This window comes from Nocardioides sp. Kera G14, from assembly GCF_020715565.1.
In the GTDB taxonomy this organism is placed as follows: Bacteria; Actinomycetota; Actinomycetes; order Propionibacteriales; family Nocardioidaceae; genus Nocardioides.
Map to the genome: position 1 here is coordinate 1538441 of NZ_CP085839.1, position 11233 is coordinate 1549673.

10 protein-coding genes are annotated in these 11233 nt (G+C 69.3%); 7 read left to right on the top strand and 3 right to left on the bottom strand.

Features of this window, described 5'->3' with window-relative positions; genetic code table 11:
• The first annotated feature begins 17 nt into the window (after positions 1 to 17).
• The 5 genes from LH076_RS07605 to LH076_RS07625 all read left to right on the top strand — a co-directional run bounded on the left by LH076_RS07605 (position 18) and on the right by LH076_RS07625 (position 5716).
• On the top strand, positions 18 to 1427 hold the full coding sequence (locus LH076_RS07605; protein WP_227783378.1) for an ethanolamine ammonia-lyase subunit EutB: 1410 nt from the start codon (positions 18 to 20) through the stop codon (positions 1425 to 1427).
• Positions 1424 to 2176 (top strand): ethanolamine ammonia-lyase subunit EutC, encoded by a 753-nt coding sequence (gene eutC, locus LH076_RS07610; protein ID WP_227783379.1) that lies wholly within the window; start codon positions 1424 to 1426, stop codon positions 2174 to 2176. The genes LH076_RS07605 and eutC overlap by 4 nt, the downstream gene beginning before the upstream one ends.
• Positions 2177 to 2213: 37 nt before the next feature.
• Positions 2214 to 3830 carry an amino acid permease gene (locus tag LH076_RS07615; protein ID WP_227783380.1) on the top strand — a complete coding sequence of 539 codons (1617 nt, stop codon included), beginning with the start codon at positions 2214 to 2216 and terminating at the stop codon, positions 3828 to 3830.
• Positions 3831 to 3923: 93 nt separating this feature from the next.
• Positions 3924 to 5072: an LLM class flavin-dependent oxidoreductase gene (locus LH076_RS07620; RefSeq protein ID WP_227783599.1), complete on the top strand. Its 1149-nt coding sequence runs from the start codon at positions 3924 to 3926 to the stop codon at positions 5070 to 5072.
• The gene (locus LH076_RS07625; RefSeq protein WP_227783381.1) at positions 5069 to 5716 is read left to right on the top strand and encodes an FMN reductase; all 648 of its coding nucleotides are present in this window, start codon (positions 5069 to 5071) and stop codon (positions 5714 to 5716) included. Before LH076_RS07620 ends, LH076_RS07625 begins: the two co-directional genes overlap by 4 nt.
• Here the strand turns inward: LH076_RS07625 and LH076_RS07630 are convergent.
• Both LH076_RS07630 and LH076_RS07635 read right to left on the bottom strand, forming a co-directional pair.
• Entirely contained in the window at positions 5691 to 7970 is a 2280-nt protein-coding gene (locus LH076_RS07630; protein ID WP_227783382.1) for a bifunctional diguanylate cyclase/phosphodiesterase, read from the bottom strand. The genes LH076_RS07625 and LH076_RS07630 overlap by 26 nt on opposite strands.
• Positions 7971 to 7997: 27 nt before the next feature.
• The gene (locus LH076_RS07635; protein ID WP_227783383.1) at positions 7998 to 8525 is read right to left on the bottom strand and encodes a YbhB/YbcL family Raf kinase inhibitor-like protein; all 528 of its coding nucleotides are present in this window, start codon (positions 8523 to 8525) and stop codon (positions 7998 to 8000) included.
• Positions 8526 to 8564: 39 nt separating this feature from the next.
• Here LH076_RS07635 and cobA point away from each other — a divergent pair, with 39 nt between their 5' ends.
• Both cobA and LH076_RS07645 read left to right on the top strand, forming a co-directional pair.
• Positions 8565 to 9779 carry a uroporphyrinogen-III C-methyltransferase gene (cobA, locus tag LH076_RS07640; protein ID WP_227783384.1) on the top strand — a complete coding sequence of 405 codons (1215 nt, stop codon included), beginning with the start codon at positions 8565 to 8567 and terminating at the stop codon, positions 9777 to 9779.
• The gene (locus tag LH076_RS07645) at positions 9779 to 10597 is read left to right on the top strand and encodes a TrmH family RNA methyltransferase (protein ID WP_227783385.1); all 819 of its coding nucleotides are present in this window, start codon (positions 9779 to 9781) and stop codon (positions 10595 to 10597) included. Before cobA ends, LH076_RS07645 begins: the two co-directional genes overlap by 1 nt.
• Here LH076_RS07645 and def read toward each other — a convergent pair.
• A complete protein-coding gene (gene def / locus LH076_RS07650) occupies positions 10578 to 11186 on the bottom strand; it encodes a peptide deformylase (RefSeq protein WP_227783386.1) in 609 nt (202 codons plus the stop codon). The two genes, LH076_RS07645 and def, sit on opposite strands and share 20 nt — an antisense overlap.
• Positions 11187 to 11233 lie beyond the last annotated feature (47 nt).

Here is an 11233-nt window from a genome sequence, read left to right on the forward strand (position 1 = left end):
CCCGATAGCGTCTCCGGGTGCGCTACACAACGACGGTCCTGGGCAGGACCTTCACGTTCTCGGGGCTGGTCGAGGTCATGGCCAAGGCGTCGGCGCCGAAGTCGGGCGACGTCCTCGCCGGCTGCGCTGCGGAGAGCGACGCCGAGCGCGCGGCGGCTCGTTATGTGCTCGCAGACCTGCCGCTGTCCACCTTCCTCGCCGAGCAGCTCGTGCCGTATGAGACCGATGAGGTGACGCGGCAGATCATCGACTCCCACTCGGCTACCGCGTTCGCGGAGGTGTCGATGCTGACGGTCGGCGGCTTCCGGGAGTGGCTTCTCGAGGCCGCGGCCCGTGATGACGCGGCAGCCCTGGCGCGGGTCGCGCCCGGCCTCACGCCGGAGATGGTCGCCGCCGTCTCCAAGCTCTGCCGCAACCAGGACCTCATCGCGATCGCCGCGGCCTGCGTCGTGACGTCCCGCTTCCGCACGACCGTGGGACTGGCCGGTCGGCTGTCGACCCGCCTCCAGCCCAACCACCCCACCGACGACGCGACCGGCATCGCCGCCTCGATCCTGGACGGCCTGCTCCTGGGCAGCGGCGATGCCGTCATCGGGATCAATCCGGCGTCGGACAACCCGCGCCAGGTGGCGGCGCTGCTGGCGCTGATCGACGACCTGCGCCAGCGCTATGACGTTCCGACGCAGTCGTGCGTGCTCACCCACGTGACCACCACGATCGACCTGATCACCGCCGGCGCGCCCGTGGACCTGCCGTTCCAATCGATCGCCGGTACCGAGGGCGCCAACGCGGGCTTCGGCGTCTCGCTGTCGATGCTGGCGGAGGCCAACACCGCCGCTCGTGAGCTTCGTCGCGCGACCGTCGGAGATCCGGCCACGGCCAACGTCATGTACTTCGAGACCGGCCAGGGCTCGGCCCTCTCCGCCGACGCCCACCGCGGCACCGACGGCCTCCCCGTCGACCAGCAGACCCTCGAGGCCAGGGCGTACGGCGTCGCGCGCGCCTATGAGCCCTTCCTGGTCAACACGGTGGTGGGCTTCATCGGTCCGGAGTACCTCTACGACGGCAAGCAGGTCATCCGCGCCGGGCTGGAGGACCACTTCTGCGGCAAGCTGCTCGGCGTCCCGATGGGCGCCGACGTCTGCTACACGAACCACACCGAGGCCGACCAGGACGACATGGACACGCTCCTCACCCTGCTGGGCGTAGCCGGCCTCAACTACGTGATGGGGATCCCGGGGGCGGATGACGTCATGCTGGGATATCAGTCGACGTCCTTCCACGACGCGCTCTACGTCCGGAAGGTGCTGGGCAAGCGGCCTGCGCCGGAGTTCGAGGCGTGGCTCGACGGGCTCGGACTGCTCGGCGTAGACGGGAGCATCCGAGCGGTCGACCCGGCCACCTCGCCCCTCCGGGAGCTGGTGTGAGCGACTTCTGGTCCGAGGTCCGCGCATCGACGCCGGCCAGGATCGGCCTCGGTCGCGCAGGCAACGGCGTGCCGACCGCCGAGGTGCTGGCCTTCGGCGCGGCCCATGCGGCGGCACGCGACGCGATCCATTTGCCGCTCGACGTCGAGACGCTGGTCATGGGACTGGACGGACTGGGGCTGGGGGAGACGGCCACGGTGCCGTCGGCGGCACCCGATCGCGCCACCTACCTGACCAGGCCGGATCTCGGCCGTACGCCCGCAGCGGGTGCGCTCGACGCGCTCGTCAGAACCCGGATCTCGGAGGGCCAGAACCCGGATGTCGCGGTGGTGGTCGCCGACGGGCTCTCGGCCGAGGCGGTCGACCGGCATGCGGTGAACCTGCTCGCGGAGCTCCTTCCCCTGCTGGGCAACGCGATCTCGGTGGCGGCACCGGTCGTCGCGACCCAGGCGCGCGTCGCCCTCGGCGACCCGATCGGCCAGGCGATGGGCGCGCAGTTGGTGCTCGTCCTGATCGGCGAACGACCCGGCCTGTCGAGCAGCGACTCACTCGGCGCCTACCTCACCTGGCAGCCCCGACCCGGTATCCAGGACTCGGCGCGGAACTGTGTCTCGAACATCAGGCCGCCGCACGGGCTGGACTACGGCACGGCCGCACGGACGATCGCGAGCCTCGTGGTGGGCGCGCGCGAGCTCGGTGCTACCGGGATCGGGCTCAAGGAAGGTTTTACGCTACCGACACCGTCGTGAAAGAGAGCCAGGACAACGAAAACACTAGGTTGCCGCCATGCCAGAAGGACATGAGACCGTCGACCCCCACCTCGACACGCAGTCGGCCGACGAACTGCACCTCGCCAAGCTCGGCTACAAGCAGGAGCTCGCCCGGACGTGGTCCGGCTTCTCGAACTTCGCGATCTCCTTCTCGATCATCTCGATCCTCGCCGGCTGTCTGACGACGTTCTACGTCGGTTGGAACAACGGTGGCCCGGCCGCGATCGCCTGGGGGTGGCCGATCGTCTCGGTCTTCATCCTGATCGTCGGCTTCTGCATGGCCGAGCTGGTGTCGGCGTACCCCACCTCGGGCGGGATCTACTGGTGGGCGAGCAAGCTCGGCGGACCCATGGCCGGTTTCTACACCGGCTGGCTCAACCTGATCGGACTGCTCGCCATCGACGCGTCCGTGGCCTACGGCTGCGCAGGCTTCTTCGACACCTTCGTCGGCCTCTTCAGCGACTCCTGGGCGGCGAACTACTCGTTGACGCGGGTCTTCATCGAGTTCGCAATCATCCTGGTCCTCGCGGGCCTGATCAACGTCTTCTCGAGCCATCTGCTCGCCCTGATCAACAACGTCTCCGTGTGGTGGCACGTGGCGGGCGCGGCGATCATCGTGATCATGCTGTGGTTCTTCACGGCTGACGGCACCTCGCACGCCTCCGTCGGCGACGTCTTCGCCAGCGGCGTGAACAACACCGGCTTCTTCCACGGCCACACGGGCGGCATCGGCTTCCTGCTCTACGTCCTACCGATGGCGGGCATCCTCACGCAGTACACGATCACCGGGTACGACGCCTCCGTGCACCTGTCCGAGGAGACGCAGGGTGCCGCGAACAGCGCAGCCAAGGGAATCTGGCAGTCGATCCTCTTCTCCGCGATCGGCGGCTGGATCCTGCTGCTCAGCCTGCTCTTCGCCGTCCAGTCCAAGGACGACCTGACCGCCGGCGGTGGCGGGATCTTCGTCCTGCTCGGACAGGCGTTCACGCCGCACACCGAGGCGATCATCGTCTTCATCTCCGCGTGCGCACAGTTCTTCTGCACCTGCGCCTGCATGACGTCGACGAGCCGGATGTTCTTCGCCTTCTCCCGTGACGGCGCCGTGCCGGGTTCGAGGATCTGGTCGAAGCTGAACGCGCACAAGGTGCCGGTCTACGGCGTCATCGCCTCGGTCGTGATCGCGCTGGTCATCACGCTGCCCGCGCTGATCAAGGTCGACATCAACGGCGCACCGAGCCCGATCGCCTTCTACGCCGTCGTCTCGATCGGGGTGATCGGCCTCTACCTCGCCTTCGCCATCCCGATCTTCCTGCGCTGGAAGAAGGGCGACGCCTTCGAAGCGGGCGCCTGGAACCTCGGTGGCAAGTACAGGTGGATGTGCCTGGTCGCAGTCGCCGAGATCGTCGTCATGTCGATCGTGGGCCTGCTGCCGACCGCCAGCGTCGGCATGCCGGGGATGGACGGCTTCTCGATGAAGTTCGTGAACTACGCGATCATCGTCCTGCCGGCAGCGCTGATCCTGCTGACCGTCTACTGGTTCGCCTCAGTGCGGCACTGGTTCACCGGGCCGATCAGCAACCTCGACACTCCGCCCTCCTCAGCTCCGGACGATCTGCTGCCCGAGCCCGCCTGACCCGCTCCGGAATAGATTGTCGGAAACGACGCTTGTACCCATTACTTGAATCTTCAAGTGATGACTATGGGCACCTCGGAGGCAATGATGGGCATGCAGTTCGGAATCTTCTCGGTCGGGGACGTGACCACCGACCCCACGACGGGGAAGACCCCGACCGAGTACGAGCGGATCAAGGCGACCGTCGAGATCGCCAAGCATGCGGAGGAGGTCGGGCTCGACGTCTTCGCGACGGGTGAGCACCACAACCCGCCGTTCATCGCCTCGAACCCGACGGCGACGCTGGCCTACATCGGCGCGCAGACCTCCACGATCATCCTGTCGACGGCCACGACGCTGATCACCACCACTGACCCGGTGCTGATCGCGGAGGACTACGCCAAGCTGCAGCACCTCACCGACGGCCGCGTCGACCTGATGATGGGCCGCGGCAACACCGGCCCGGTCTACCCGTGGTTCGGCAAGGACATCCGCCAGGGCATCAACCTCGCGGTCGAGAACTACGCGCTCCTCCGCCGGCTGTGGAGTGAGGACGTCGTGGACTGGCAGGGCCGGTTCCGCACGCCGCTGCAGGGTTACACCTCGACCCCGCGCCCGCTCGACGGTGTCGCGCCGTTCGTATGGCACGGCTCGATCCGGAGCCCCGAGATCGCCGAGCAGGCCGCCTACTACGGCGACGGCTTCTTCCACAACCACATCTTCTGGCCCGAGAGCCACGCCGCGCAGATGGTCAAGCTCTACCGCCAGCGCTTCGAGCACTACGGCCACGGCACCGCCGACCAGGCGATCGTCGGCCTCGGTGGTCAGTTCTTCATGCGGAAGAACAGCCAGGACGCGATCAACGAGTTCCGGCCCTACTTCGACAACGCCCCGGTCTACGGCCACGGCCCGTCGCTCGAGGACTTCATGGCCGGCACTCCTCTGACGGTGGGCTCGCCCCAGCAGGTGATCGAGCGGACGCTGACCTTCCGTGAGAACGTCGGCGACTACCAGCGCCAGCTCTTCCTCATCGACCACGCCGGCCTGCCGCTCAAGACCGTGCTCGAGCAGCTCGACCTCTACGGCGAGATCCTGCCCACCCTGCGCGAGGAGTTCGCCAAGGTTCGCAAGCCCGGCGTGCCGGACGCGCCCACACACGCCTCTCTCGTCGAGGCGGCGGGCGGGGCGCACGACGCCACCGTCTACGCGCCGGCCGATGACGCCACCGGCACCTCCGACCGAGACCTGGTGGACGAGCTGTGACGGGACCCGTCAGGATCGTCGTCGTCTCGGCGGGGCTCTCCAACCCGTCGTCGACCAAGCTCCTCGCCGACATGCTCGGCGACGCCTCGGTGGCCGCGGTTGAGGGCCGCGGAGCGGAGGCGGTGCTCGAGCACGTCGAGCTCCGCGGTCTCGCCCACGCGCTCACCGACCACCTCCTGACCGGATTCCCGACCGCCGAGCTCAAGGCTGCGATCGACCGCGTCCGCCGGGCAGACGCCGTCATCGCCGTCACGCCCGTCTTCTCGGCGTCCTACTCCGGGCTCTTCAAGACGTTCTTCGACGTGCTCGAGCTCGGCGTGATGGACGCGAAGCCGGTGCTCATCGGTGCGACGGCGGGCTCCCCGCGGCACAGCCTCGTGCTCGACCACGCGATGCGGCCGCTCTTCTCGTATCTCCGCGCGGTCGTCGTACCGACCGGGGTGTTCGCCGCGTCGGAGGACTTCGCCGGACCGGAGCTGGCCAAGCGCGTCGACCGCGCGGCCGAGGAGCTCGCCGCCCTCGTCGGAGCCGGCGGCCGTCGTACGTCGGGACCCAAGCGCGACCTCGTCGAGCAGGCCTTCGAGGACCCGAGCTCGATCACCGACTTCGAGACCCTGCTCAGGCGGGCGAGCGAGGGGTCATGACATCTCCCTCTCGGGTCCTCGCCTGCGAGAAGTCGACGCCGTAGCGGTCGATGAAGGCGAGCACCTCCTCGGCCGTGCCCGCCGGGGCGAAGTAGTGCCCCTGCACGTGGTCGACACCCAGCCCTTCGACGAGCGCAAGCTGTTCAGCCGTCTCCACACCCTCCATGACCACGGTGAGATCGAGGCTGCGGAGCATCCTGACCGTGTGGCCCAGGAGGGTGAGCGCTCGCGCTCCGCCCAACAGGAAGGAACGGTCGAGCTTCACGGTGTGCCAGTCCCGGCGGACGAGGAGCGGGATCCGGTTACCGCCGGCGCCGAAGTCATCCAGCGCGAGGCCGATGCCGTGCTCCTCGAGGAGCGTGGCGAGGCCGTCCTCGGCCGTGTCCCAGTGGTCGATGCTGCCGCGCTCGGTCAACTCGAGCACGAGGTCCACGGGAGCGATGCCGGCCTGCTCGATGACCCAGGCGATCAGCGGGCTGTCCGGCCGGAACTGCTCCTGCTCCAGGTTGATGCTCAGTGACAGGCGGCGATTGACCCGCCGCGCCGCCTCGGCCGAGGTGGAGATCGCCTGCTTCGCGAGCTGACGGGTCACGATGTCCATCACGCCGGCACGCACCGCTGAGCCCACGAGCTCCTCGGGGTTGAGCGTGCCCAGCAGCGGCAGGCTGCCGCGCAGGAGCGCCTCCCAACCGACGAGCTCGAGGCTCTTCACGTCGATGATGGGCTGGTAGGCGACGTCGACGCCGTGGTCGATGAGCCGACGGATGATCTCCTCCTCGTTGACCTCGACGATGGGAGCCATGGGGAAGTGGCGGGCCGCCTTCCGCTCACGGAGGTCCTTCTCCGCACGGGCCAGGATGACATCGGCGGTCTCGGTGCGGACGGCGGAGAGCACCCGGCCGATCGACGCGGTGACGGAGATCGTCAAGCCGTCGGTCTCGACCGGCTGTCGGACGATCGCCGCCAGTCCTCGGCACAGATCGTCGAGGTGCGCCTCGTCACGGACGTTGCGGGCGAGACCCACGAACTCGTCACCGCCGAAACGCCCGAAGCGCCACTGCGGTGACTGGTCCTGGAGCCGGCCGCCGATCGCGGTGAGCAGCTGGTCGGCGCGCAGGTGGCCGAATTCGGTGTTCACCTGCTTGAAGTGGTCGAGGTCGAGGAAGACGACCCCGATGCGCTCCCGGCCACCCCGGGTGCGAGAGACGTCACGCAGCTCGTCGCGCCAGTGCTCGTACTCCCACAGCCCGGTCAGTTCGTCCGTGACGGTCGCGACCCTGAGCTGGCTCTCGCGCGCGGCCTGTGCGTGGGAGGCGCGGGCCATGGCGGCGAGCCCTGCGACCAGGCGGGCGTCGTACCGGCTGAAGCTGACGTCGCCGGGTTCGCGCCGGATGACGAGCACTGAGCCGGAGTGGATCTGCTCACTGAGCGTGTCGGGGCCGCCCGACCGGGCCTCGACGGAGATGTCGGCGGCGCGGACGTGGTCGCTGACGAGGCGGATCAGTGTGTCGTCGATGAGGTCCGCAGGCCACGGCGTCGTAATGGAGGCTTCGGTGAGCGCCTCCGTGACGCGGGCCAGCATGGCGATCCGCCCGAACTGCGCGACAGCCACGCCACCGAGGCCGATGATCGCCGAGACGGCCACGGCGGGCCACGGGTCGTCGGAGAAGTCCTTGATCTGCTCCACGACCAGGACCAGGCCCGCTGCGTAGACCACCCCGGCGCAGGCGAGGACGAAGGCGCGGCGCCCGAATGCACTGGCGCGGTCACCCGGCCTGAGCCACTCGAGGAGGGCGTGGGCGAGCGCGAAGGCCACCAGGCCGGCGACCACGCGGTCGTACGGCGCGTGGCCCCAGTCGGCCAGGGGCACGATGACCGTCAGCACCACGCCGGCAAGGACGACGACCGCGGCACGCGGAAGGCTGGAGATGAACGGGCCGACCAGGACCCGGTAGCCCACGACGACCGCGATCGCCCAGGGCGGGAGTACCCGCAGCAGGTCGGCGGAATGGTCGATCCCCAGGATGGCCAGACACACGCCGGCGATCACCGGGGTCGCGTCGCGTGCCGTCGATTCGCGGACGAACGCACCAGCGATGAGCGCCAGCACCGCGGCGCCGCCGAGGGTGATCAGCGCATAGGTGGAGACGTGCGGGACGCCGTCCTGGGACCACGCAGCAGCGCCGACGGCCACCGCAGCCAGCGCGCCGACCGAGACCAGCGCGTCGTAGAGCGAGCGCCGGCTGACAGACATGCCCGCAAGGCTAGTGCTGCTGAGGCCTCAGTGTTGGTAGGTCCCGACCAAGACTGCGCGTCCGGCGGTCTTGAACGCCAGGTTGAATCCGACGACCGCCGGGGTCGCGTCCGAGTCGACGCCGAGCTTCTCGTCGGTCACGGCATGCACGACGAAGTAGTAGCGGTGCACCTGGTCACCCGCGGGCGGGGCCGCGCCGGTGAACTCTCGCGTCCCCAGGTCGTTGCGGACGTGGAAGGCACCGCCGGGCAAGGTGTCGTCGCTTGCGCCGGCGCCTGTGTCGAGCGAGGTGACGTCCGCCGGGATGTCGACGACGACCCAGTGCCAGAAGCCGCTCACGATCGGGGCGTCGGGGTCGTAGCAGGTGACGACGTACGACTTCGTGCCCTCGGGGCCGGGCTCCCAGCTGAGCTGGGGTGACGTGTTGCCGCCCTCGTTGACCTGCGCGTCATTCAGCGGCTGGCCGTCGGTGACGTCGGAGCTGGTCACGGAGAAGGTGGGGACGGTGGGAAGAAGCTCGTAAGGGTCGGGGTGGACCGGGCGTTCGAGACTCATGTCCTCGACAGTAACGCGGTCGGGAATGATGGGGCCATCATGGATCTTCCTGTCTATCCCTCGGGCCTGCGGCTGGCCGGCCGACGCGTCGTCGTGGTCGGCGGTGGCCACGTCGCCCAGCGCCGGATCCCTGCCCTGATCGCTGCAGGTGCCGTCGTCGTGGTCGTCTCACCCCACATCACGCCCGCGATCGAGGGTCTGGTCGGGTCCGGAGAGGTCACCTGGGTCGCGCGGGGCTTCTCGGCGTCGGATCTGGAGGGCGCGTGGTACGTCGTCGCCGCAACCCGCGACGCGGCGGTGAACACCGCCGTTTCCGAGGCGGCAGAGGAGCGGCGGATCTTCTGCGTCCGGTCGGACGACGCCCTCGCGGCCAGCGCGTGGACCCCTGCCGTCGGTCATGACGACGGCGTCACGGTGGCGGTGCTCGGCAACAGGGACCCGCGCCGCTCCGCCGCGCTCCGCGACCGGATCGTCGAGGGCCTGCGCGAGGGGACTCTGGGGGCGCGGCACGAGCGTGAGCGGGTCGCGGGAGTGACGCTCGTCGGCGGCGGACCGGGCGATCCCGATCTGATCACCGTCGCTGGCCGCAAGGCGCTGATGGAGGCGGACGTGGTGGTCGCCGACCGGCTCGCGCCTCGTGAGCTGCTCGCCCAGCTCCCGGCCGACGTCGAACTCATCGACGTCGCCAAGCTGCCGCGGGGGCGCTCGGCGACGCAGGAGTTCATCAACGAGGTCATCGTGGCCCGGGCGCTGGAGGGGAAGGTCGTCGCGCGCTACAAGGGCGGGGACAACTTCGTCTTCGGCCGTGGCTTCGAGGAGATCGAGGCGTGCCGCGAGGCCGGCGTGCCGGTGCGGGTGATCCCGGGCCTGACGTCACCGGTCTCCGTCCCTGGCCTGGCCGGGATCCCTGTCACGCACCGCGGTGTGACGCACGAGTTCACGGTCATCTCCGGGCACCTCCCGCCCGGGCACCCTGACTCGCTCGTGAACTGGTCGGCCGTGGCACGACTCCGCGGGACGGTAGTCCTGATGATGGCCGTCGAGAACGCTCCGGCCATCGCCTCCGCACTCCTGGCGGGCGGTCGGGACCTGGCGACTCCGGTGGCGGTCATCTGCGACGGCTCGATGCCCACCGAGCGCACGGTGCTCGCGACGCTCGACACCCTCACTTCGCGGCTCGAGGAGGAGTCCGTGAAGCCTCCCGCGATCATCGTCATCGGGGACGTCGTCCGCGTCGCCCACCCCGATCTGTGATGGCGACCTTCATCGAGATCTCGGATCCGGCCGACGCGCGGCTGTCCGACTATCGCGATCTGCGCGACGTGCAGCTGCGCACCACGCTCGAGGTCGAGCACGGCCTCTTCCTCGCCGAGGGGGAGAAGGTCGTACGTCGTGCCGTCGAGGGCGGCTTCACCCCGCGCTCGTTCCTGATGGCTCCGAAGTGGCTCGCCGGCCTTGCCGACGCACTGGCGACGACCGATGCGCCCTGTTACGTGATGCCGGAACGGACCATCGAGGACGTGACCGGCTTCCATGTCCATCGTGGTGCGCTTGCCTCTCTGGTGCGGAAGCCACTGCCTGCCCTCGCCGACGTGGTGGCCGGAGCGAGACGCGTGGCCGTGCTGGAGAACCTGATCGATCACGCCAACGTCGGGGCGGCCTTCCGCAACGCGGCCGGGCTCGGCGTGGACGCCGTGCTCATCACCGAGGCGTGCGCCGATCCCTACTACCGCCGGGCGATCAAGACGTCGATGGGCAACGTCTTCAACGTCTCCTGGACGCGTGCTCGGGGGATGGAGGACATCCTCTCCGCGCTGCGGGACGGCGGCTTCACGACGGCTGCCCTTACCCTGGCCGACGGCTCGATCAGCCTCGATGCGCTCGCCGCCCGGCGGGATGAGCGCCTTGCACTGGTCTTCGGCACCGAGGGGGCAGGGGTCGATCCCCGCACGGAGAAGCAGGTCGACCTCTGCGTGACGATCCCGATGGAGCCGGGCGTCGACTCGCTCAACGTCGCCGCCGCCACGGCCGTCGCTTTCTACGCGACCCGCGTCAGTCGCGCCGGGGCGTGACGGGCCAGTCCTCGGGGAACTCGGCGGCGGCCTTGTCGTGCTGCTTGGCGAGCTTCTTGCGGGCACGGTCCGAGAGCGCGTCGGCGAAGACGGTGCCGTAGAGATGGTCGGTCTCGTGCTGCAGGCAGCGGGCCAAGAGCCCGCCGCCCTCGAAGGTCACCGGGTGACCGTCGAGTCCGACGCCATCGACCCGTGCCCAGTCGGGGCGGGCGCGGTCGACGAAGGCACCGGGGAAGGAGAGACAGCCCTCGTCGTCGTTGTCGATCGTCCGCTCGCGGCCCTCGGGCAGCGTCAGGACGGGATTGCACACCACGCCGACCCAGCGTTCACCGGTGTCGTCGGGGCAGTCGAACACGAACAGGGAGAGGTCCTCGCCGATCTGGCACGCGGCGAGGCCGACGCCGTCGGCGGCGTACATCGTGGCGACCATGTCCGCAGCGAGGGTGCGGAGATCGGCGTCGAAGACGGTCACCTCGGCGAGGCGGCGGTGCATCACGGGAGTGCCCCAGCGGACGACCGGGCGAACCGTCCCGCCCTCGGGAAGGGCGCCGTACGGCGCATGCTCGGCGGGCGTCTCCGGGGCGTTCACGGCGTCGAGACTAGGTCCTCGGGGAGACCGGGAGCCAATCTGTAGCG

What these genes read in the sequence shown, in the direction of transcription:
- LH076_RS07635 (WP_227783383.1), bottom strand. Translation starts at nt 8,525, where the DNA reads ATGAGTCTCGAACGCCCGGTCCACCCCGACCCTTACGAGCTTCTTCCC.
- LH076_RS07620 (WP_227783599.1), top strand. Translation starts at nt 3,924, where the DNA reads ATGCAGTTCGGAATCTTCTCGGTCGGGGACGTGACCACCGACCCCACG.
- cobA (WP_227783384.1), top strand. Translation starts at nt 8,565, where the DNA reads ATGGATCTTCCTGTCTATCCCTCGGGCCTGCGGCTGGCCGGCCGACGC.
- LH076_RS07615 (WP_227783380.1), top strand. Translation starts at nt 2,214, where the DNA reads ATGCCAGAAGGACATGAGACCGTCGACCCCCACCTCGACACGCAGTCG.
- LH076_RS07630 (WP_227783382.1), bottom strand. Translation starts at nt 7,970, where the DNA reads ATGTCTGTCAGCCGGCGCTCGCTCTACGACGCGCTGGTCTCGGTCGGC.
- LH076_RS07645 (WP_227783385.1), top strand. Translation starts at nt 9,779, where the DNA reads ATGGCGACCTTCATCGAGATCTCGGATCCGGCCGACGCGCGGCTGTCC.